Origin of the sequence: Ferroplasma acidarmanus Fer1 (assembly GCF_000152265.2) — an archaeon.
Lineage (GTDB): Archaea > Thermoplasmatota > Thermoplasmata > Thermoplasmatales > Thermoplasmataceae > Ferroplasma > Ferroplasma acidiphilum.
In genome coordinates this window covers 269995-293984 of sequence record NC_021592.1, presented here as the reverse complement: position 1 = coordinate 293984, position 23990 = coordinate 269995, and the positions used below count along the sequence as shown (strand labels likewise).

The 23990-nt window shown below is 37.9% G+C and carries 22 protein-coding genes; 11 read left to right on the top strand and 11 right to left on the bottom strand.

All coding sequences use genetic code 11. The features are described from left to right. Window positions 1-429 precede the first annotated feature (429 nt). Complete coding sequence (locus FACI_RS01230; protein WP_009886270.1) at window positions 430-2106, top strand: long-chain-fatty-acid--CoA ligase; 1677 nt, start codon at window positions 430-432, stop codon at window positions 2104-2106. Window positions 2107-2267: 161 nt separating this feature from the next. Here FACI_RS01230 and gltA read toward each other — a convergent pair whose 3' ends face one another. Further along, entirely contained in the window at window positions 2268-3392 is a 1125-nt protein-coding gene (gene gltA / locus FACI_RS01225) for a citrate synthase (RefSeq protein WP_009886269.1), read from the bottom strand. 1 nt (window position 3393) lies between these two features. Next, window positions 3394-3819, bottom strand: a complete 426-nt coding sequence (locus FACI_RS01220; protein ID WP_019841339.1) for a CBS domain-containing protein — start codon at window positions 3817-3819, stop codon at window positions 3394-3396. A 144-nt stretch (window positions 3820-3963) separates the two neighbouring features. Between FACI_RS01220 and FACI_RS01215 the strand changes: the two genes are divergently transcribed. The 5 genes from FACI_RS01215 to FACI_RS01195 all read left to right on the top strand — a co-directional run bounded on the left by FACI_RS01215 (window position 3964) and on the right by FACI_RS01195 (window position 8947). Next, window positions 3964-4704, top strand: coding sequence for a hypothetical protein (locus FACI_RS01215; RefSeq protein WP_009886267.1), 741 nt, complete (start codon window positions 3964-3966; stop codon window positions 4702-4704). A 106-nt stretch (window positions 4705-4810) separates the two neighbouring features. Next, entirely contained in the window at window positions 4811-6637 is a 1827-nt protein-coding gene (locus FACI_RS01210) for an FAD-binding protein (RefSeq protein WP_009886266.1), read from the top strand. Next, window positions 6630-7823 (top strand): NAD(P)/FAD-dependent oxidoreductase, encoded by a 1194-nt coding sequence (locus FACI_RS01205; protein WP_009886265.1) that lies wholly within the window; start codon window positions 6630-6632, stop codon window positions 7821-7823. Before FACI_RS01210 ends, FACI_RS01205 begins: the two co-directional genes overlap by 8 nt. Then, window positions 7824-8111 carry a ferredoxin family protein gene (locus tag FACI_RS01200; RefSeq protein ID WP_009886264.1) on the top strand — a complete coding sequence of 96 codons (288 nt, stop codon included), beginning with the start codon at window positions 7824-7826 and terminating at the stop codon, window positions 8109-8111. It begins immediately after the preceding gene. 47 nt (window positions 8112-8158) lie between these two features. Next, the gene (locus FACI_RS01195) at window positions 8159-8947 is read left to right on the top strand and encodes an MBL fold metallo-hydrolase (protein ID WP_009886263.1); all 789 of its coding nucleotides are present in this window, start codon (window positions 8159-8161) and stop codon (window positions 8945-8947) included. A 2-nt stretch (window positions 8948-8949) separates the two neighbouring features. Here the strand turns inward: FACI_RS01195 and FACI_RS01190 are convergent, their stop codons facing one another. The 4 genes from FACI_RS01190 to carA form a co-directional block, all read right to left on the bottom strand. Next, entirely contained in the window at window positions 8950-10542 is a 1593-nt protein-coding gene (locus tag FACI_RS01190; protein WP_009886262.1) for an amidohydrolase, read from the bottom strand. 134 nt (window positions 10543-10676) lie between these two features. Further along, window positions 10677-11330: an endonuclease III domain-containing protein gene (locus FACI_RS01185; RefSeq protein ID WP_009886261.1), complete on the bottom strand. Its 654-nt coding sequence runs from the start codon at window positions 11328-11330 to the stop codon at window positions 10677-10679. Window positions 11331-11396: 66 nt separating this feature from the next. Further along, window positions 11397-14552, bottom strand: coding sequence for a carbamoyl-phosphate synthase (glutamine-hydrolyzing) large subunit (gene carB, locus FACI_RS01180; RefSeq protein WP_009886260.1), 3156 nt, complete (start codon window positions 14550-14552; stop codon window positions 11397-11399). Continuing rightward, window positions 14549-15601: a glutamine-hydrolyzing carbamoyl-phosphate synthase small subunit gene (carA, locus tag FACI_RS01175; RefSeq protein WP_019841337.1), complete on the bottom strand. Its 1053-nt coding sequence runs from the start codon at window positions 15599-15601 to the stop codon at window positions 14549-14551. The genes carB and carA overlap by 4 nt, the downstream gene beginning before the upstream one ends. 559 nt (window positions 15602-16160) lie before the next feature. Here carA and FACI_RS01170 point away from each other — a divergent pair. The 4 genes from FACI_RS01170 to FACI_RS01155 all read left to right on the top strand — a co-directional run bounded on the left by FACI_RS01170 (window position 16161) and on the right by FACI_RS01155 (window position 18264). Beyond that, window positions 16161-16550 (top strand): HEPN domain-containing protein, encoded by a 390-nt coding sequence (locus tag FACI_RS01170; RefSeq protein ID WP_048074023.1) that lies wholly within the window; start codon window positions 16161-16163, stop codon window positions 16548-16550. Beyond that, complete coding sequence (locus tag FACI_RS01165) at window positions 16504-16770, top strand: nucleotidyltransferase domain-containing protein (RefSeq protein WP_019841336.1); 267 nt, start codon at window positions 16504-16506, stop codon at window positions 16768-16770. The genes FACI_RS01170 and FACI_RS01165 overlap by 47 nt, the downstream gene beginning before the upstream one ends. Before the next feature lie 224 nt (window positions 16771-16994). After that, window positions 16995-17672 carry a DUF3834 domain-containing protein gene (locus FACI_RS01160; protein WP_009886255.1) on the top strand — a complete coding sequence of 226 codons (678 nt, stop codon included), beginning with the start codon at window positions 16995-16997 and terminating at the stop codon, window positions 17670-17672. Between the two features lie 79 nt (window positions 17673-17751). After that, window positions 17752-18264, top strand: coding sequence for a hypothetical protein (locus FACI_RS01155; RefSeq protein ID WP_009886254.1), 513 nt, complete (start codon window positions 17752-17754; stop codon window positions 18262-18264). Between the two features lie 21 nt (window positions 18265-18285). Here the strand turns inward: FACI_RS01155 and FACI_RS01150 are convergent, their stop codons facing one another. From FACI_RS01150 to FACI_RS01135, 4 genes are all read right to left on the bottom strand, one after another. After that, a complete protein-coding gene (locus tag FACI_RS01150; RefSeq protein WP_009886253.1) occupies window positions 18286-19365 on the bottom strand; it encodes a 5-(carboxyamino)imidazole ribonucleotide synthase in 1080 nt (359 codons plus the stop codon). Continuing rightward, window positions 19362-19832, bottom strand: a complete 471-nt coding sequence (purE, locus tag FACI_RS01145; RefSeq protein WP_048074022.1) for a 5-(carboxyamino)imidazole ribonucleotide mutase — start codon at window positions 19830-19832, stop codon at window positions 19362-19364. The genes FACI_RS01150 and purE overlap by 4 nt, the downstream gene beginning before the upstream one ends. A 45-nt stretch (window positions 19833-19877) precedes the next feature. Further along, window positions 19878-21521: an oxidoreductase gene (locus tag FACI_RS01140; protein WP_009886251.1), complete on the bottom strand. Its 1644-nt coding sequence runs from the start codon at window positions 21519-21521 to the stop codon at window positions 19878-19880. 67 nt (window positions 21522-21588) lie between these two features. Then, window positions 21589-22155, bottom strand: coding sequence for a DUF4382 domain-containing protein (locus tag FACI_RS01135; protein WP_009886250.1), 567 nt, complete (start codon window positions 22153-22155; stop codon window positions 21589-21591). Window positions 22156-22284: 129 nt separating this feature from the next. On the opposite strand from FACI_RS01135, the gene FACI_RS01130 reads away from it, so the two are divergent. Further along, window positions 22285-23736 carry a gamma-glutamyltransferase family protein gene (locus FACI_RS01130; protein WP_009886249.1) on the top strand — a complete coding sequence of 484 codons (1452 nt, stop codon included), beginning with the start codon at window positions 22285-22287 and terminating at the stop codon, window positions 23734-23736. 15 nt (window positions 23737-23751) lie between these two features. On the opposite strand, the gene FACI_RS01125 is transcribed toward FACI_RS01130, so the two are convergent. Then, window positions 23752-23988, bottom strand: a complete 237-nt coding sequence (locus tag FACI_RS01125; protein WP_009886248.1) for a MoaD/ThiS family protein — start codon at window positions 23986-23988, stop codon at window positions 23752-23754. Window positions 23989-23990 lie beyond the last annotated feature (2 nt).

Below are 23990 nucleotides of genomic sequence, written 5' to 3'. Positions count from 1 at the left end.
TTTAAGTGCATCGATTATTCCACCTACGTTAATAAATTTAATATTATCATATAAACATTACTATTATATATGCATATGTTATAATTATCTGAAAAATAATTAATTTGTTGTTATTTTAAAAATTATAACTTTCATGGGATTTGAAAATTGTTTAAATATTAACTAATTATTGAATATTTAAACAATTCCATAAATTCATCCACATCGTAAACTCAGTGGCTTTCTTTCTGGTAGCTCGATTTGTAATAAATTTCTGTTCTTGTCATTTTTTATTAAGGAAATAATCTATAATAAAACGGATCTCCAATCATATCTATTTCATTCCTCTGAGTTTTTGTTCCCATAGGAATATTATTTAAACAGTGTGGGATACGACGGCATCGGGATTTATATTGTTTTAAAATCTCACAGGTGATCGTTGTGGAATCGATGATGAAAGAAGAAGACCTTGACAGCTTAATGATAAAATCTTATCCGCCCGGCATTAAAAGACATATTCAAATTCCTGAAATTGGAATTTACCAGCAATTTTGCAGGTCGGCCAGTAAATATGCTTCCCATGTGGCTATAGACTTTATGGGAAATAGGATAAGTTATTCCAGGTTAAAGCAGGAAATAGAGTCTGCAGCATCATTTTTAAAAGGGCTGAATCTCCATAAGGGTGATAAGCTCACAATTATGCTGCCAAATATTCCCCAGTATGTTATTTTTTTCTTTGCCTCAATGAAACTTGGAATATCTGTAGTCCAGATGAATCCTATGTACATGTTGCCGGAAATTGAATATGAACTCAATGATTCAGGGTCAAGAAATATTGTAGTTATGCATGATATGCTCTCAAAGGTTTTGCCGTTGAAGGAAAAAATGCTTGACAATATTATAGATGTAAGGGTTGAAGATTACCTGCCACCGGTAAAAGCCCTTCTTTATAAAGCTGTAAAAAAAGGGAAAAGTGAAAAGCTTGCAGCTCCAGCAGGAATTATACCTTATTCAGGGAAATCCAGGAATCCTGCTGCAGATGACGAATCAATTGATCCCTATAATGACGCTGCCCTATTACAGTATACTGGAGGAACTACAGGTGTCCCAAAGGCAGCTACACTGACACACAGGAATTTGCTGGCAAACGTAAATCAGCTGATAGAATGGTTTCCTGAGGATTTCAAGGAGAGCATATCTTATTTATCGTCCATACCTTTTTTCCATGTTTACGGAATGATGACTGCAATGTTAACCCCGCTTATGCAGGGGTCTACTATTATTCCTGTACCCGACCCGAGGGATCTGAAAATGACATTGAACATAATCAAGAAGAAAAAGCCCACGGCGTTTCCCGGCATACCAACAATGTATCATAGCATAATTAACTATCCAGATCTGGAAAAATATGATATCAGCAATATTAAACTTTGCATTTCCGGGGCTATGCCACTCCCGCTGGAACTGCAGAAAAAATTCGAGGGCAAAACCGGTGGAACGCTGGTAGAAGGATATGGATTAAGCGAATGTTCCCCGGTAACCAATATTTCTCCTTTATTGCCGGAGTGGAAAAATCGCAGGAAGCCAGGGTCCATAGGGCTTCCATTGCCTGAAACATATGAAAAAATAGTAGATATTGATGACGGCATAACAGAAGTACCACAGGGCGTGGAAGGAGAACTTCTCATTAAAGGGCCGCAGGTAATGAAAGGCTACTGGAACAGGCCTGAGGAAAATAAACAGATCCTGGTGGACGGGTGGCTCCATACAGGCGATATAGCTAAAATGGATAGCGAGGGTTATTTCTATATAGTGGACAGGAAGAAAGATATGATAATTGCAGGTGGGTATAATATATACCCGGAGGAAGTGGAGAAAGTTCTCTACGAACATCCTGGCGTGTCCCAGTGTGCTGTTGTAGGGGTACCTGACGCGCATCGCGGGGAAACTGTTAAGGCAATAATAGTACTTTCCGACAAATCCGTTACGGAGGACGAAATTAAAAAATACTGCCAGGAAAAACTCGCAAAATATAAAGTTCCAAAAATTATCCAGTTCACTGATAGCTTACCACTGACACCTGTGGGAAAGATTGATAAAAAAGCCCTCAGGCATGATAAAAACTAGGAAAAATTTAATTTTATAATTTTTAGTATCTATAAATATAAATATTGGATAAATCTGTATATATTTATAACCTGCATCTTATACTTATAAAGTCAACGTATGGAAAAACTTTTTAAAAATTATATGGTATTAATTAATTTTGTGAGAAATAAATGAAATTATTATTTTCTATCCTGAATTTTCACAAAATCACGTTTGTCTGGCCCTGTATAGACTGCCCTGGGCCTGATTAACCTCTCCTCTTCCTCTACATACTCTGTTATATGTGAAAGCCATCCGAGAACCCTGGAAAATCCAAACAGGGTTGTAAACATGTATATGGGGAAGCCGATTTCATTGAAAACTATGCCGGAATAATAATCTGTATTTGGATATATTCCTTTGCCACCGAATTCCTTTACACCAAGTTCCTCGAGTTTAACTGCAATTTCAAAGAGTTTTTTCTGCTCATCTGTCTGTTCCAGTGTAGTTGCCAGTTTCTTGAATATTTTCATTCTCGGGTCATATGTCCTGTAAACCCTGTGCCCGAATCCCATTAGTCTTCTCTTGCCATCTAATATGTTTGTTTTGAACCAGTTCTCCACATTGTCAACATTTCCTATGTCAAGCAACTGCTTATATGCCGCTTCAGCTGCTCCACCATGCAGCGGGCCTTTAAGTGCAGCAGTAGCTGCTGTTATGCATGAATACATATCGGAAAGAGTAGAAGAAGCAACAAGGGCTGCTGTTGTAGAAGCAGGGACCTCATGGTCAACGTATATAACAAGAGCAGCATTCATTGCAGAAATCTTTTTCTCATCAGCATTTCCAAAGCAGTTCCTTAGAAATGCTTCGGCGTAGTCGTATTTCGGGTCAGGATTCTGGAGTCCCATTCCCATCTTGTGCCTGTATATATTTGATATTATTCCCAAATTTTCCCCGAGGATTTTTGGAACCTGTTTTCTGTCATTTTCCTTATTCCACTGGTAATCACCTGAGGAGAGAGAGGCAAATGCGGTTTCCATCATTGTAAGTGTATCCGCTTCCCTTGGCAGGTCAGATATTAATTCCATAACATGGTCAGGCAGCTTATAATGTTCCTTAACAGATTTTTTAAATTCTGCCAGCTGCTGGCTATTCGGTAGCTCCCCATTGGTCATGAGATAGCACACTTCCTCGAATCCAGTATTCTGGACAAGATCGTTTATGTCATATCCCCTGTATCTTAGCACGCCTGCGTTTCCATCTATAAATGTTAACCCTGTATATTTTATGAATACATCTTCCAATCCCAAACTTACTGCCATTTTAATCACTTCCAAACCAATCTGAATTTTTTACGTTTGCCAATTCTTTCAAAGTATAGCTCTCACGCATCAGGTCCCTTGTAGAGAGAACTCCCGTTACAGCACCATTTTCCGATTTTACTATGAGGTGCCTTATATTATGTTTGCTCATAAGTACAGCTGCCTTTGTTATGGAGTCATCCTCATGCACAAAAATTAAATTCTCCTTTGTTGCAACGTCCCCGACCGGTGCAGTCAGAGACTTTCCTCCGGCAATTGCCTTAATAATATCCCGTTCCGTAACAATCCCTTTCATGGATTCGGCGGAACCAAGCAGGAGAGACCCTTTGTTTTCTTCAGTCATTTTCTTCGCCCCATCATATATAGTTGAAGCACCATCTATATAAGCAGGATGTTTTTGCATGATATTACTTATTTCGAGAGTCATTGGCTAATCATGGTACGATTTAATTTAAACATTACGTTTGGTAAAAAAATGGCAGCATTAAACGAAATTTACCAATAAAATATCGTCAATTAATGAATAGAGAAAAATCCATAAAAGATATAAATTATAATTTTATGGGCTGGTATGAAAAATAAAAGTCTCATACTCTTTATGGTTGGCATTATTATAATTTTGAATGGTTATGAGCTTTATTCAAAATTTGGATACCTATTTTACCCTGAATCATATAATTACCTGGCATCTGCAAGTACTGCCAGGCTATACACCTCACTGGATGATATTATATTCATTTTAGGTGCCCTCTTTATTGGCATATCGATATATATGTTCATAAAATCACGTTATTCTATTCCAAAGCTCAAACATTTTTACCCCATTCTTGCAATTTATACCATTATTCTTATGGTAGAGGGAGGAATGGTACACATCATGCCATCGGGATATAAGTACCCCCATTATCTTACATCTGTATACGGGCTTCCAATGTTTACCCCTAATTTCCTGTTTTATGAATCACATATAATTGGAATATATATTTACCCTTTTCAGGTCCTTTCTTTAATAGGCGCATCAATACTTGGCAGTTCAATATTTGCCTTTTCAATTATGGGGCTAAAATTGAAGAAGGCAACACCCCTGTCCCTTGTAGGCGCCATAGGTGTATGCCCGGCATGTGCTACAGGAACATTTTTCGGGTTAGTTATAGGTGCAAGCCCATTTTTAAGTTCTTTCTACCTCAACCAGATTTACGGCAGCACCTTTAATGAAATCATATTAAGCGTAATATCTATTGCCCTGTTGCTTGGTATTTTTCTGTACATGATAAGAAAAAATAAAATCACATTTAAATATTTTAAAAATTAAGTATTTTTGTCATTTTGACACAATTTTAATGGATTGCTTTTACGCTTTTAAATAAAATCTTATTTCCTTTCGAAAAGATTTTTAATAGAACTCTGTATATACCTTCATGAAAGGCATTAATATTGTTGTTTCTGTAAAGCAGGTTCCGGATGCCGACGATTTAAGGATCGATCCGGTAACAAATAATCTGGTCAGGGAGGGCGTGCCGGCCATTATTAATCCTCCTGATTTGCACGCCATAGAGGAGGCTCTCAGATTAAAGGAAAAATATGGTGGAACCGTTTCAATAGTTTCTATGGGTCCGCCTAAGGGTGATATTACACTCCGGGAATCCGTTGCAATGGGCGCCGACAATGTCTATTTAGTTACAGATGCGGCTATGGTTGGATCCGATACATGGGCTACATCATATACCATATCCAGAAGCATTGAAAAAATAGGAAAGCCTGATATAATTTTATTCGGAAGGAGGGCCCTGGATGGGGAAACACAGCAGGTAGGCCCACAAACAGCAATGTGGCTTGGAATTCCTGAAGTTGCTTACACCGATAAAATTATAGACATAGATATGGAAACAAAAATTGCCAGATTGCAGAGAACTACAGAATTTGATACTGAAACTGTAGAGGTCAAGATGCCATTTGTTGCGACAATTACGGAAAATTCCAACAGTCCAAGGGAAGCCACGCTTGAAGGCATGATTAAATCAATAACATTCCCTGTTACCAGATATTCAAAAACTGATATAAACGCTGACCCGAAAATGATCGGGTTAGCAGCATCTCCCACAAAAGTTATACGGGTAAGGCCACCGCCTAAAATGAGAAATCCAGAAATTATAAAAAATGAAGATTTAAACAAAACGGTTGATTTTCTTATATCAAAGATCAAAGGTTCCCTTACAGGAATGAAGGCAATGGAGGAGGCATATCAAAAACCTGAACCGGTTACAAAGGTTGAAGATAGTATATGGGTATACATAGACCATTTTGACGGTGAATTGAACAAAACCTCACTTGAAATTCTTGGTGCAGCCAGGAGAGTAGCTGATTTGATGAGCACTAAACTGGGGGCAATTATAATCGGCACAGGAGATGAGAACCTGATTGATGAGGCCTTTAAGTATGGAGCTGATGAAGCCTATTACTGCGAAACTGACAATGCAAAGAGGTATGACAATGATATTTATACCCAGGCTCTGGGAATGATGATTAATAAATATAAGCCGAACTCACTCTTTTTCCCGGGAACATATAATTCCAGGGAACTGGCAGCCACAACCGCAATAAAGGTCAACACAGGTTTAATAGCGGATTGCATTATATTTGATGTTGATGAAAAAGGGCAGTTGCAGGCAACAAGGCCTGATTTCGGTGGAAAGGAAACATCTACAATTATATGCCCAAACAATAAGCCCGTAATGGTGACAACAAGGGCAGGCGTATTCTCAGCACTGCCAGAACGTGATTTTAAGGGTAAGGTAATTAAAGACAAACTGGAAAAACCCGTTTCCAGATTCAAAATCACAGATTACAAGAATATAGAAAAAACCAATGCCCTTGCAGCCGCACAGGTTGTAGTTGGAGTTGGAAGGGGAATTGTAAATAAAGACAACATAAAATTAGCTGAAGACCTGGCAAAGAAAATTGGTGGAATAGTGGGTGTAAGCAAACCACTTGCAGATTCTGACTGGTATCCAAAGGATAGGCAGGTAGGGCAGACAGGAACAACAATAAAGCCTAACTTATACATTGCCATGGGAATATCGGGAGCTATACAGCATCTTGTAGGAATACAGGGTTCCAAGAGAATAATAGCTATCAACTCAGACCCTGATGCCCAGATATTTGAAAACTGCGACTATGGAGTTGTAGGTGATATATTCCAGATAGTTCCAGAACTGATTAAAAAAATTGGTGATTTAAATGCTTGAATATGATATTGTTATAGTTGGCGCAGGTCCAGCCGGATCAGCAGCCGCTCTGAAAGCGGCATCGGAAGGAAAAAAGGTTCTTGTTATTGAAAGGGGGCCTGAACCCGGTTCAAAGAACGTTTCAGGTGCAGAGGTCAGAAAGGATTACATAACATCTGTTTTCGGGGAAGGCATGCCATATGAAAGAACTGTTGATACCATGAAGCTTTCACTGTACGAAAAAGATAAGCCTGTAAATATTGATTTCCATCCTGAAGGGCTTGTCACAACAGGAAGATTAAAACTCGATAAATGGCTTTCATCTGTATCCGAACAGGCAGGTGCTACTATTATTCCAAAAACCACCGCACTTAAGCTGAACTGGGAGAACGGGATTGCAAAATCACTTACAACAGACAGGGGAGATGTTGCTGCAAAATCTTTCGTTCTTGCAGAGGGTGTAAATGCCCTTGTATCCATGAACTCAGGAATAAATGTGGACTGGACACCTTCAAACTCTGTACAGGCCGTTAAAATGGTATACTCTATTAAAAAAGGAGACCTGAACAATATATTCGGTTTTCCAGATGACGATACAGGCATGTCCTGGAGAATGATTATGTCAGATCCACTTGTTGCTGGATTCATGTACACCTACAAAGATAGCCTGGCAGTTGGAATTGGTTCTCCAATAAAGGAACTTGTTGACAGGAAGATCAGGCCAGAGGCTCTGCTGGATAAATTCCTTGAAACAACGGGCATAGCGGAAAAGGTGAAGGGATACTCATTGAGGGAATACTCAGCCAAGGTTATACCTGAAGGAGGGTTCCCGGAAACAAATGTGGCAAAGGGCAATGTATACCTGTGTGGGGATGCAATCGGCCTTGTAGACCCGCTCACATTTGATGGGATAACCCCTGCTATAGCATCCGGAACACTTGCAGGTGAAGCAGCTGTTATGAACTACGATAAGGAAGTTTACAGGTATAACCTGATGAAACACCCGGAAATTTCAAAAATAGCTAAAGAAAGAAAATTGGAATCTGACTTCATGACCAGCAACAAAGCAGGAGAATACATAAACATGGTTTCTTCCCTTCTTGAAGGCTGGGCTGCTGGAGATTTGATTGGAATTAGAAATACCATGGTAGGTAATTATAGAAATATTATACCTGACCTGATGAGTTTTGTTATGAGGATGAGATAAATGAGAACAGAAGAGAAATTATATACACTGAGATATAAAAAGGACGATAAATCACATCTTGGCATTAAGGATGTAAATACCTGCCTTGAATGCACTGAGAGATTTGGCGAGCCACAGCCGTGTGTATCCATTTGCCCGGCAAATGTTTTTACATGGGAAAACAACAGGATAATCATAGGATATGAAAATTGTGTTGAATGCGGTGCTTCAAGAATAGCCTGCCCCTATGACAATATTGACTGGAACTATCCCAGATTCGGAAAGGGAATCGCGTTGAGATACGCGTAATTCCGTTAATTTAAAAAGATTAATATTTTTATTTATACTATTTAACTATGGAAGAAATCTATTTTTTAAACGATGGCACATATGAGCTTGATTCAGGAGCTTATTTCGGTATAGTTCCAAAAGTATTATGGTCGAAATATATCAGTGATAATAACAATAAAATAAGGATTACAACAAATATTCCATTTTTACGTGTAAACGATAAAAATATAATGGTGGATGCAGGGATCGGAAATAATTTTTCTGACAGGTTCCGTAGAATATTCGTGCCGGAGAAAAATAATGACATTGCAGATTCCCTGGAAAACGATTATCATATAAAGGGAGTTGATAACATTATACTATCACACATGCATTTTGACCACAATGGCCATATATTCTCTGGAAATAAATTATTCAGGAACTCGCAGATAATAATGCAGGAAAAAGAGCTAAAAGCCTTCAGGCATCCAAATGACTTTACAAGGGGAAGTTACATCCCTGGCAAAATTCATGGAAAAATTAAAACTATTGAGGGCTCCAGAAAGATTACCGGCAACATAACAGCTATAAATACAGGCGGGCACACGGAAGGGCACATGGTAATATTCTTTGAAATAAATTCAAAAAAATATATGTATGGCGGGGATTTATTTCCATCATCATTCCACCTGAAACCATACTATATCACAGCCATAGATTCATACCCCATTGAAACACTGAAGATGAAGAAAAAACTCTTAAAAAAAGCTATAAATGAAAATATATCGATAATATTTAACCATGATAATAAAAATATAATGGGAAAAGTTTACGGAAGTGCAGAAAAACCTGAAATAGAATTTGGAAACCCATAACCTTAAAGGGTAATGGATTTAAGATTTATGTGCAGATAATCTTCTATATTTTTCCCGGCTGTTGCAGGATCAGGGTCCCAGACAGTAAAATCTGAAAATTTGCCAGTTTCCAGCGATCCTATTTCATTCCATCCAATTACCGCTGCACTTTCAGATGTATATGTTTTCACTGTCTCTTCAATGGTAAGTGATTCATTGTTACTGTAAACAGAAGAGTTTTTCCCTGTAAGTGTTTTTCTGAATACAGATGAATATATCCCATATAGCGGGTCAAATGGTGTCACCGGGCTGTCAGAACCATTTGATACCCTGATGCCTTTTTCAACCATAGTTTTTGCAGGAAACAGGCATTTAGATTGGTCGAGCCCTATATTGTCACTCAATGAGTCTCCTATAAAATACACAAAGGCAAGCTGTGTTTCAACACCCACATCAAGTTTCTTAATTTTCTCTATTGTTTTCTCCTCAAGCTTGTAGCAGTGTACCAGGGCATATGTGGATGCAATGCCGGAGCTTTTTAATTTCTCAATAGAATCCAGTGCAGTTTCAATAGCACGGTCTCCAATTGTATGAATGCTTATGTGGTGGCCGGTAGCCGAAAGCTGTTTGAGGCCTTCCCTGAAATTTTTAATGTCCCACAGCGGGATGCCCATATTGCCTTTGCTGCCCACATAGCTATGCTTCATCCACGCAGTTCTGGATAATATGCTTCCATCAAGGAACATCTTGAACCCTGCAAACATGATATGCTGATTTTCCTCCAATATGCTAGCCAGCTCAATTTTTCTGCTGACATCCTTTAGCGAGTAAACAGGCAGTGCCACTGCAATTCTTATTTTATGGTTTCCCTCTTTGCTTATCCGGTTTAAAGCACAGATTCTGGTTTCTTCGTTAACATCGTTTCCTGTTCCACCAATATCCTTTACCGTTGAAAGCCCGGCTTTTCTGTACATTTCAGACCCGGATATTATTGCTTCAATATAATCATCTAAGGTATATTCGGGAATTCTGCTCTTGACCATGTCCATTGCATTGGCCTCATAGAGTACCCCGTCAGGATTTCCATCTGAATTTCTTCCAAGTTTGCCGTTTGCAGGGTCTGCCGTATTCCTATCTATTCCCGCTATTTCAAGGGACCGGGAATTGCAGATGCCGTAATGTTCTGTCATCTGTGTTATAAATACCGGTGTGTTTCCCATAATTTCGTCAATAATTTTTATATCTGGCAACCTCTTTTCTTTCATGTTGTACTCATTAATGCCATACCCCTGAAACCATCCGTGTACGATTTTGTTTCTGTTCTCCTCCAGCACCCTCCGAAAATCTTCAAATGAGCGCACACCTGAGAAATCTACCTGGTATTTCAATTTCAGGGATGTGAGCATAAAATGGTCATGGGAGTCTATTAACCCTGGAGTAACAAATTTTCCACGCAAATCCAGAACTTCGTTGCCACTCTCCATGATGTTTTCCATATCCTGCTTATTTGCAGTATATTTTTCTGCTATAATCCCGTTTTTAACCTTAAAAATTGTGGAATTATTCTCCCATTTATATCCATCAAAGTATCTGTCCACTATAACATATTTTTCCATTTATACCACCATGACTTCCCTGAATGTTCCTGTGAGAAAGGATATATCGGGGTACCGTTGCCGGAATTCTATTAATTCAAATAATACACATACCATTTATTATCCTTTCGTTTCACCATTTTCCTTTACCCGTGCTATTTTTTAGATTTTATTGCGGTATCGCCGGTATTTTTCTGGGCAAAATAATCACAGCAATCTGATACCGGGCATATATTGCATCGTGGTGATACGGGTTTGCAGATATTTTTGCCAAATTCTACCATAACAGGATTAAATTCTACCTGGTACTCAAGAGGCACTATGCTTTTCAATGCCTCTTCCGTTTCATCTGGATTCTTTGTATGTACCAATCCGATTCTGTTTGACACCCTGAAAACGTGTGTATCTACTGCAATAGCTGGAATATTGAATCCCTGGGTTAACACTATATTTGCAGTTTTACTTCCTGTGCCCGGAAGTTTCACAAGCTCATCATGGGTATCAGGCACTTTTCCACCATATTCATGGTTAATTATTCTGGCAATCTCTATAATCCTCAGTGATTTCACATTGCTGAACCCCACATATTTTATAATGGCTTTTACATCCGCAGGATCGGCGTTTTCGAGTCCCACAGAATCATGGTATTTATTATATAAGGACCGCGCAGCCTGATCTGTTACAATATCCTTTGTCCTGTGTGAAAGTATAGTTGTTATAAGTATCCAGAACGGTGAATCTGTAAATTCAAAATGGTGTTCCGGTGATACCTCCCTGATTTTCATATAAATATTTTTAAAATCTTTCATAGAAGCATAATAATTGTATTCTTTATATGTTTTCCTTTAAAATTTATATGTTAATTAAATATTATATCAATAATATTCTGTCAATTCCATTACCTGTGCCTTTTTTTCATGTAAAATGGAATCTACAAGTTCGGATGCAAACCTGATATTTGTTATGAGCGGAATATCTTTCTTGATTCCGAGGTTTCTGATTGAGAACCCATCCCTTATAGAGCCATATGATTCTGAAGGCGTATTGATTATCATTGATATATCTTCATTTTTTATTATTTCGCTGATTCCCGGTGACCTCAAATCTTTGACCCTGTAAACAACATTTGATTTCACTCCTGCATCCTTCATGGCATTGTATGTACCCGGTGTTGCATATATTTTAACATTCTTTGCTGCGAGTTTTCTGCCTATTTTTATGGCTTCATTTTTATCAGCATCATTTACTGTAATAATGACAGAGTTTAATTTAAAATCCCTTTTCATGATGCGTATTACCTTAGACATAGCCTCCTGGAAAGTTTTTCCGCAACACATTGCCTCACCGGTTGATTTCATTTCCGGGCCGAGGATGACATCCATATCCCTGAACCTTTTGAATGGGAATACAGGCACTTTTATAAAGAATGATGCCGGCTCAGAATATTTCAGGTCTGGCTCAATTCCAAGCATAGCTTTAACACCGGAATCTATCCAGTTAATTCCAGTTGCCTTGGACACAAATGGAACAGACCTTGAAGACCTTGCATTCAGTTCGATAACATATATTTCACTGTCCTTTATTGCCAGCTGAAGATTGGATAACCCTGAAAGGTTAAAATTTTGCCTCATCTTTTCAACTATTTCTTTGAGCTGTTCCAGCGTATCAGAATCCACTACACCGGGGCCAAGTACCATTGTCGCATCTCCGGAATGTGTTCCAGCTTCTTCTATGTGTACAGAAATACCCGCTATTATAGATTTCTCAGCTGAGGAAATAAAATCAACATCAATTTCGGTTGCATTTTTTAGATAACTGCTTACAAGGACAGGTGAGCCCGGGCGTTCAATAAATAATTCCCTGACACGGCTAACCAGAATATCATAGTCGTATATTATATCCATAGCCCTCCCACCTATAATAAAACTTGACCTTATGATTACAGGAAGGCTAATGCCCTTGATTTTTTCTTCCAGCTCATTAATATTTGAAGCTTCAATGAAATCTGGTTGTTTTATGCCAAGGCTCCTTAAGGTCTTTGAGAATATCGTACGTTCTTCTATTCTGTATATATCTTCCGGCTTAGTTCCCAGAATTATGTTGTTAAATATTTCCGATATTCCGGATGCCATATTCTGCCCGGTCTGGCCTGAAAACTGAATAATAATTCCCTCAGGTTTTTCTGCACTGGCAATATTAGAAATATGTTCCAGGGTAACAGGTTCAAAATAAAGTTTATCAGATATATCAAAATCCGTTGATACAGTTTCAGGATTGCTGTTAACCATTATAGCTTCGTATCCCATTGAACGCAATGACAGTATAGATTTAACGGCACCATAGTCAAATTCAACTCCCTGAGATATCCTGTTAGGGCCAGAACCTATGACTATAACTTTCTTTTTATTGCTTATTCTGTTGTCATTATGTGTATCATAGGCTGAATAGAGGTAGGTGGTATCAGCATTAAACTCACCGGAGCATGTATCTATATTTTTGTATACAGGAACAATCTTTTTTTCAATTCTATATTTTATTATTTCAGTTTGTGGAATGCCGGTATAATATGAAATAGTTTCATCTGAAATTCCAAGCATTTTTAGATTCTCCATATTTTCAGGGATTACACCCCTTTTTATTGTTTCCATGGCATCTACAATATTTTTTATTTTCACTATGAAAAATTTATCATACCCTGACAATTCTGAAATTTTATCCACACCTATGCCCTGGAATAATCCATCAAATATGGCAAATAACCTCAGGTCATTTGGCACTTTCATCAGTTCTATTGTCTTTTCCGGAGATGTAAATAACCTCATGGGTATAGATTGTTTAATGTCCAGCGAAGATATGGCTTTCATCAAAGCCTCTTCGAATATTCTGCCAATGCCCATTGCTTCCCCAATGGATTTCATTTCAATTCCTATCTCTCTCTTTACTGAGAATTTGTCGAATGGCCACCTTGGAATTTTAACAGTTATGTAATCCATTGATGGTTCAAATGCAGCATATGTGTTTTTGGTTACAGGATTTTTTATCTCATTTAAGTTATATCCTACTGCAATTTTAGTTGATACCCTGGCTATTGGATATCCCGATGCTTTGGATGCGAGTGCAGAGGATCTTGATGTTCTCGGGTTTACCTCAACAATGTAATACTCATCTTTCTCCTGGTCAAGGGCAAACTGTATGTTGCAGGATCCAATAACACCAATTTCATTGACAACATGGATAGCAGATGTCCTTAATTTCTGGTAACTATCATTGCTCAATGTGAGTGATGGCGTTGTTACTATGCTTTCACCGGTATGTACTCCCATGGGGTCAAGATTCTCCATGTTGCATATTGAAATGCAGTTTCCATTATTGTCACGCATCATTTCGTACTCTATTTCCTTAAGGCCAAGTAACGACTCATCAAGCTCTACCATATCATCATGAACTGAAAAATAATCATCACAGTAATCGCTCAACTCCTTCACATTCTTAATTATGACGCCGCCTGATCCGCCCAGTGAGAATCCCGTGCGCAATATTAATGGATATTTTTTAATGCCAGGCATTAAATCCCTGTAATCATTTTTTGTGAGTGTATATGATTCTATTACAGGCTCCCCAATTTTTTTCATCAGGTTAAAGAATTTTTTCCGATCTTCTGCAATTTCTATTGATGTTACAGGTGTTCCAAGCACCTTGATATTGTATGAGGAAAGTATTCCAAGCCTCTCAAGCAGGATAACAAGGTTTAACCCGACCTGCCCACCGGTTGAAGGAAGTATAGAATCTATTTTTTCTTTTTTGATAATTGCCAATACACTTTCCGGGTCTACCGGCTCTATGTATACCCTGTCAGCTATTTCTCTGTCTGTCTGTATAGTTGCAGGATTTGAATTGAGGAGTACTGTCTTTATTCCCTCTTCCTTCAATGCCAGGCAGGCCTGAGACCCTGAATAATCAAATTCTGCAGCCTGGCCTATTACTATTGGGCCTGAACCTATAACCAGTGTGCATTTTATGTCTGAATTCATATTTTTTCACCTAGAGTTGTTTTAATATCATTGAAAAACCATGTACTATCGTAGGGCCCTGGATATGCTTCGGGATGAAACTGGACAGAAAATACCGGGAGTTCCCTGTGCTTTATCATTTCAACCGTACCATCATTGATATCGGTGCCACAGATTTCCATGCCCGTACCCTTCAGGGAATCTCCGTTAACGGCGTATCCATGGTTATGTGATGTAATGTAAACCCTGTTCCCTATGAGCACAGCATGGTTTATTCCCCTGTGCCCGTATTTCATTTTCTCTGTTTTGCCGCCCATAGAAAGTGCTATAAGTTGATTCCCAAGGCACACACCCATTACAGGCATGCTGCTACTTTTCTCCCTTATAAACGCCCTTAATGGCTCTAAAGAACTATGGCCAGGGTTTCCCGGACCATTGGGCAGAAAAATTGCATCATAGTGGAATTTAATGTTAAAGAAATCATAGTTATATGGAACTATGTGCAGGGAAGCTGTTTCACTTAGCCTCTTAATAAGGCTATTTTTTGTTCCAACATCTATGAAAAGTATCTGTTTTTTATGCCCTGAATTGTAATACTTATATTTTTTAATTGACACCATGGAAACAAGGTCCAGATCCATGGTATCCTCAAATTTATCCGGAAATTCATTTTTGTTTTTTATATAACCCTTAATTGCGCCAGATTCCCTTATTTTTTCTACCAGTGACCTGGTATCTATCCCGTCTATTGCAGGCACCATGTTTTGCTTTAAAAACTCATTGAATCCTGTTCCTGATTCTCCGCCAGAATAAATTGAATGTGCGTCCTTTGTAATAATCCCGGCGACCTGCACCTTACTGGATTCCATATGTTCCAGATTTAAGGGGTAATTTGCAATTTCCGGGAAGGCGAAAATTAGTATTTCACCAGCATACGATGGATCCGTAATAGTTTCCAGATAACCGGACATTGAAGTTGTAAAAACTATTTCACCGTTTGTCTCGCCCTCATAGCCATAACCAGTGCCTTCATAAGTTGTGCCGTCCTCCAGTAATAAATATCTTTTCATGTAAATCTTAAAAAACCTAATTTCAACTTTAAATATATCATTTTCTATTTTTTTTGATAGTTCCAATGTATGAATTTATATTATTTCCTATGTGGCTACTGTATAATTTTTATATATATTATTTACAATATTTAACCTACCTTGAATATCTGATTTTACACGAATTCTTTAAGCACGAAAGTCACAAAGCCTGTTATGTGGATGAAATAGTAAAAACATATTAAAGTTTAAAATGCATACACCTGCAACTGCTAAATTTTGACACGCTTATTTCCATGTTGCTCTATGCCTGGTTAAGAATAATTCTGCTATTCTATTACCGGGGCATTAAATTTCGAGTACTTTCCAGTTTCTGCAGAATTTATATATTTTAATTCACCAATTTTAGTTCAAAAACATGCATTCCACTATTTTATTTAACGGTCAATTTATTAATAAATATATTACCGCATAAGAACCATGATAATTTCTATAAGGCAATTGAATTATTTAAAAACAGAGATTGCAGACCAACAAAGATCATAGAAATGCTTATAAAGACTTTAATTATAGTTAGTAAATGCCGTCAAGATCGATGGATTGGCTAAAACAGGCTAAAAGGGATCTCGAAGAGGCTGAAGGCTCATTAAATAATGAAAAATACGAATGGGCTTGCTTTGCATCCCAGCAATCTGCTGAGAAAGCAGTGATAGCCTTGTACCATTCAATAAATAAGGAAATATGGAGCCAGTCCGTATCAAGGATGTTATCGCAACTAACGGAATTCAATATTGATAATAATATAATTGCCACAGCAATGGAGCTCGATAGAGTGTATATAGGTTCAAGATACCCCGATTATTACAGTGAAGGCTCGCCATTTGAGTACTATTCAATAGAAGACGCAAAGAGGTGTTTAAATTATGCAAAGGAAATATTTGAATTCTGCAACAAGAACATACGAAATTAATTACCCTTTTATTTTTGAAAAACTCATTGAATATGGAAATAATTCAATTAAAAAAGGTTCATTGCTTACAATATTGATTGGTTCTCTTGCCAGAGGAGATTGTACTCCATTTTCAGATGCCGATGTTATAATAATTACAGATTCAACCAGAAGTGAAATAGAATTCATGGACCCTTATATGCCAATTGATATAGAACCGCGTGTTTTCACAATAAATTAGATATACGAAATGGCAAAAGGCAGAAGAAAAATAATAGAAGAAATAATAAAAAATAGCAAAATCCTTGCTGGCAACTATGAAATATTTAATAATTTAATTAAATTATATAAAATAGATTAATAACAATAAGTAAAGATGCTGCTGGAATTTTGTTTATAATATTTATTTTATTTTTATCCATTAAATTGACAGCAACTTAATTAATATTGTTGCAATTTAATGGTATGAAAGTTATAGCAGCACCTGGACCGGTTTGCTACCCTCTGGTAGCAGCAATGATGGAACGTAAAGATATCGATATAGAATTCAAAAAATCTTCAGAAATAGGCAATGATAAGCCTGATGTTGTTCTGGATTCAACTGTCTCTCTCGTGAAGAGTGGATTGCCAATAGACTATGTAACCATAAATGGGCTATCAAGGGTTGCCCCTAAACTTGGATATAAGGTAGGGATGACCAGAAAGGGTGGAGCCGCTGATATTCTCTTCCGTGCATACGTTGGTGAATCCAAAAAGGATGTGGAAATAGAATATTTTGAAAATATGAGTGACCTGATGGGAGCACTGAATTCCAATAAGGTAGATACCGTAGTCGTGCCCGCTATTGATAATTCAGGCGTGAGCATAGAAGAATACATGAAGAAGATAAATGTAAATATCCCGGGAAGTTGCGGAGCAACTGTATACAATAACGAGAAGGAATTTGTTGATGCGTATAATCTGGGCATTAAACTATTAAAAGAAAAGCCCGAAGAGGCAGCAAAATTTGTTGTGGAACATTTACCCATGCAATTCCCTGTGGAATTCGTAGCTAACACTATGAAAAACTCTAATTTAAATGTCCACAAACCGGAAAATTATGACGTTTTTGTAAATTTAGTTAAAAAATATTCTTCCCAGTGAAGATAAAAATTAATAATTTACTTTGAAAAATTAATATTTTATATTGTATTTTTAAATACTTCATTTACATTAAGCTTTTATGTGGGACTACATAAACAAGGTATTCGATAATTACCCGGCGGAAAAGAAAGTGGTGCAAAAAATGCTTAAAATAGGCATATCGGTAAAAATTCTATATGATGAGCCGAAGTTATTCTGTGAATCAATTGAGATTAAGCCAAATTCAATAGCCCGGGCTTTCCATGTTGATCGAAGGGTAATTGTCAATATGATCCAGAAAATTATAAATGACCCTGAGCTTTTTGATTTTTTCAGCAATCTTGAGCCCATGTCAAATTTTGAAAATTCTGGCTCAAAGATGGGATTCGGGGTGATTGAAATTATCCCTACGGATGCATCTATGCCCGGTATTATAGCAGGCGTAATGAATGTACTTGCCGAGAGTGGCATATCAGTAAGGCAGTTCATAGCCGATGACCCTGACCTCGTGGACAATCCGCGTGCAATTATTGTCACAACAAATACCATAACAGGAGATGTGCTTAACGGCATTAAAAAAGCCAGAGGAGTAAAGGCTGTAATGTTGCTTTAAAAAATAAAATTATTCTTGAAATTATTGAATAAAATCTTCAAGTCTATCTCCGTACAGTATTTCTATTATTTCTCTTATTTTTTGTTCAACGGCATTGTATGATTCGCCATATACATTTACATGCCCCATTTTTCTCTTTCCCCGCACCTCATTTTTATGGTACCAGTAAATATTTGTATTTCCGAGGTTTAATAGGGATCCTATCTTCTCTCTAATATCGGTTCCTATAATGTTAACAATCCCTGAGGGCACAAACAGATCGGGCCTGACTATATTCATTCCAGCAACAGCCAGTATATGTTCTTCAAACTGGGAAATAGAACTGCCGGTTAAAGTATGGTGGCCTGTGTTATGTACCCTCGGAGCGTACTCATTGATTATAACTTTTCCATCCACCACGTAATATTCTATTCCCATGACACCTATATATTCCAGGGAATCCATAAGTTTTTTCGCAATATCGATCATCTCAATGGTGTTGCCTATGGGGGAGATATTGTAAATTAGTATTCCATTCTGGTTGTAATTAAAGGAGGGTTCAAAATGGTAAAATTTGCCATTTGCATCCCGGACCGCTATAATAGAAGCTTCATATTCATAATCAATAAATTTTTCCACCACGTACGGAATATCAGGATGTCCTTCAAATCTGGAACTGTTGTCAATAAAATATTGATTTTTCCCATCATAGCCACCCTTGCAGCTTTTTATTACCGCTTTGCCAAAATTTTTTGCCTTATTGAATGCATCCCTGTAAGTTTCGGCATATTCGTAATCTGCGATGGGAAATCCATGATCTTTCAGGTATTTCTTTTCAAGTGACCTGTCCTGTTTAAGCTCAACCGCCTTAATAGAAGGCCTTAATTTTCCTTTGCTATCTGCATATTCCAGTATATTTTTATCGATATGTTCGAATTCGTAGGTTACATAATCACAGGAATCAACAAATTCTTTATACTGTGAAACATCAAAGAATTTATCGGCAATAAAAGCGGATGGGCCTTTATTATCATCTATCACATAAAATTCTATGGGGTATCTTCTCATAGTGTTTATCATCATATATCCGAGTTGCCCGGAACCAATAATTCCAACTTTCATAGTTTATCACCTAAAACTGTATCCCGCTGGTTGTCTATAAATGCCTGCAGCATTTCCTTTATTTTAGGATATTTTATTGAAAGAATCCTTACTGCAAGGAGGGCAGCGTTCCTCGCTCCATTGATGGACACTGTAGCTACAGGAATTCCTGGGGGCATCTGCACTATTGAGAGAAGAGAATCAATGCCGTTCAATGCCTTTGATTGCACCGGAACCCCGATAACTGGCAACGTTGTCATTGAAGCCACCATGCCTGGCAAATGTGCAGCTCCGCCTGCTCCAGCTATAATAACCTCTATATTATTATTTATGGCATTACGGGCATATTCCAGCATAAATTCCGGCGTCCTGTGTGCGGATACAATCCTGTATTCCACTTCAATGCCAAAATTTTTTAACTCATTAACTGCGTCCTGCATTACGGGAAAATCTGACCTGCTTCCCATTATAACCGCAACTTTCATGATTCATCATTAATATGACACTAATAAAAATTTAGATGGTTTAAATTTTTACAGGAATTCTGTTTCGTTTTCGAGAATATAGTTTTCAATAACCCTTCTACCGCTTTTCATGGCCTCAAGTATATCGTACTGGCTGCTGTCATATAACTTGAAATCATAGTGATCCATATCTTTGAATTCTATTCCTGCTTTCTCTGCTAGCCTCCGGTACCCGGTTACCCTTGACCTCTCAAGGCTATTAAGGGAATTATTGCTCATAATAACCTTATTTTTTTCAGCTATTCTCAGGGCATCATCGAAATATCTGTATATATTCGTATCAATTGATACATCCCCCACATCCAGAATATCAGGATATACCTTATCAGGAAGGCAAAATATTCCTGTATTTGAGGATTCCTGCCTTATTTCTATTCCATACTTTTCAAGCATTGACCTGTAATACTCTATCAGTGGCGTAAAATCACGTTTTTTGTATTTATCAATTATTTCGTTGAATTGCCCGCCAAAACTTGATTCTTCATATATAATAGGTTTGAAGCCTTTGTTTGCAGAGTATAAAGCTGCTTCCAATCCCTTTATTCCGGAACCAACTATAGCAATTTCACCATGGTATTTCCTGCCAGGGTGAACTGTTCCTTCAATTCCTGTGTATGGATTAATAGTGCATCGAACTTCCGCGTTGGCCAGATTTCTGCATGCCTGGTTGCACCTTATGCATACCCTGTATGGCATTTTCATCTTAATTTTTACAGGTGTGTATGGATCTGCAAGAGCCTGCCTGCCCAGTACAACAAAATCAGAAACTGTTAAAGCTTTTTCTATATCTTCCATAGATCTTATGGAACCTACAAGCATTGTATTTTTATCAAGTTTTTTCTTAAGCTTTGCACCTATATGCACGTTGTCATAGTAGAAAGAGGCAGAGGATCCCGGTGGGGCAAACCTCCCGGAAGAAAAATGTACATAGTCCATATTTTCCAGCCTTGATGCCACATCTATCCCATAATCAGCATCGTATCCACCCTCGTCATCCTCATAGAGGCTTAGCCTGATTCCTAAAGGCATATTGAGTTTTGATTTTATAGCACTAGAAATCTCATTTAATATCCTTATTCTGTTTTCTACAGAACCGCCATATTCATCAGTCCTTTTATTCAGTGCCGGTGAAATAAATTCCTGAAGAAGGTACCCGTGCGCACCATGGAGTTCTATTCCATCAAATCCGGCCCGGTATGCAAGTTCAGCAGCGTTTACAAACTTCTCCTCCACTTTTTTGATATCATCTTTTGTCATTTCTTCAGGTATACTTCCGATATAATCAACGCTGGAAGGAGCGAATATTTTACCGGTGTTATAATGGGGATTTGCCTTTCCTCCGGAATGTACAAGCTGGACAAATATTTTTGAACCTGCTGAATGTATTCTTTCCGTTAATCTTGACAGTTTTGGCAACTGTGACCTGGAAAATATTCCCATTTCGTTTGGCGAGCCTTTTCCATTAGAGTCATCTACATAAGCGTATTCAGTGATTATTAGCCCGAAGCCACCACGGGCCCTTTCCTCCAGGTATCTAATATGATTTTCATTTGTAGTTCCATCTGGATTGCAAAGGTTAGAAATCATGGGTGCCATGACAAATCTGTTTTTAATTTCTGCTCCACCTATATTTGCTTTTTCAAAAGGATTCATCTTTTCAGAAGTAAATAATTAAAATAAAGTTTTTGTGTATTCCAATGAAATGAAAAATTTATAAAAATTAAGAAACAACATCTACTGTTGCGCTTATATTAAATGTTTTGGTTGATAGATGTATGTTATTGGCCAGGGCAAGATCTGTTACTATGCTTGTAGTTGAATGTGCAGATACTGTCACTGGATGTACAAGAACTATAGTGGCAAAATTATGTGCCAGATGCAAGCTAACTGTTGAGTTTAAGCTATATATACCCTGTAATGATGAATTTATGTATACAGTTACACTTTTGATGTATATCTTCATCTTATTATACGAGCCAGCATGTACAGACAGGTTAGACAGAAACGCTGCGTTGCTTGCATTTAAATTCAGTATATTTACAGTCTTATCATGTAGTGAGTAGTTCGTCCATCCTGTTGAGTTTGAGGATGCATTAACAGAGTGCAATGCAATTGAACTGAATGTAACATTTACATCCATAACTCCTGTAAGACCTGTAGAGGTATCAGCTGCACTTACTTTCATAGTTCCGGTGGTTTCATAATGATAAGCGTAGTAGCTACCGCCTGCTATCACTGCAATTATTATAATTGCCACTATTACTGCCATCAATTTTTTTGATTTCATAAGCTTAAAGTGAAATTTAGATATATAAGTGTTTATATTTACTTATAGCGATAAAAAGTTCTGAATTTTAACTTTAACGTATGGAACCTTATTGAAATTATTTATATAGTTTGAATAAATATTTGCACTATGAAATATAATGTTGCCACAAGCCACCCGTTGAGCACAATGGCGGGAATGGAAGCACTGGAAAGGGGAGGCAATGCCTACGACGCCATGCTTGCTTCATCATCTGCCCTCGTTGTCGTCCAGCCCCATTTTAACGGGCTTGGAGGGGATTTATTTGCCACAATAAAGGATAATGGATATTACTGCATCAATGCAAGCGGGTATGCAGCATCCGCAGCGAGCATCGATTTTTATTCCAGAAATGGCTATCAGGAGATACCAAAAAGAGGCAGCCTCTCGTCATTTTCAATTCCCGGACTTGTAGCTTCATGGAAAATTGCTGCGGAAAAATCCACGATGGGCATAGGTGAAAATTTTAAGAGGGCAATACAGTTCGCAAAGGATGGCTTCGAACCAAGCAGAAAACTTGTAAGGGCAATTAACCGGTTCGAAGGCGGCGATGAAGATTTTAATAATATTTATAAGGGCACTGACTCATGGCTTGTACAGAAAAGCCTTGGCAATACTCTTGAAACATTGGTAACGGAAGGGTTAGATTCATTTTATAACGGTAACATTGCTGATAAAATAGAGGCCGATATGAAGGAAAAGGGCGGACTTATCACAAAAAAAGACCTTTTAGATTACAAAGCCTCTATCACAGAACCGGTAAAGGTGAATTACAGGGGGTATAATGTTTATACAAATCCACCTGTTAGCCAGGGATTGACAGCATCTGTATGGCTAAGAGACCTGAATGCCTATGATCTTGCGGGCATGGAGCACCAGGAATATTACGATACTTTGATAAAAACCATGCATGACGCGTACAATATTCGCAGGAAGTACGTATACGATGGCGTGAAATTACCGGAAAACATAGATGACATGAAACCGGATAATGATCAACCAGGAAATCAGAAATCCAATCTTTCCGATACAACTGCATATTCAATTTTCGATGGTGAAATAGAGATTAGTGCTATACAGAGCAATTATATGGGCTTCGGTTCAGGGCATAGCATTAAGGGAACTGGCATAAATATGAACAACAGGGGCAGTTATTTTTCCCTTGACAGTGAAAATAAAAATAGCCTGAAACCGGGCAAAAAAACATTCCACACACTTATGAGCATTCTTGCCTCTGGAAAAAAGGATGTAATTTTAGGAACCATGGGAGGTGATGTCCAGCCACAGGTCAATGTTCAGATACTTTCAAGGGTCATTGACCTCGGAAGCAATATGCCGGATGCTATAGCTTACCCTAGATTTGCATATCCAGCATCTATTTACGGTGATTCAAAGGTTTATTATGAAAGTACATTGAGGCTTAACCACTATGAACCGGTTGATGACCTTAACGATATGATGGGCCATGCCCAGGGAATATTAATTGATTCTGATTCAGAAGCTGGTGTTGATCCCAGGGGCGATGGGCTACTACATTATATGAAGGAAAAATACTTTAAATAATTTTGTAAATCAGGGTTACCCACCGCTTACAGGGGGGAAAAATGCAACCCTGTCATTTTCATTGAGCGGGAGCCCGGAATAATATTCATTATTTACTGATATGAGCAAATTATTAATGGCTCTCAACTGTGGATATTTGCTGAAAATCTTTTCCCTTAACAGATCCATGTTGCCTGTCTCAAGGTCAAAAACTTCCTGCGGCAACCCGGTTATATCTCTCACATGGGCAAAATAAAGAACTACTATCTTCATCT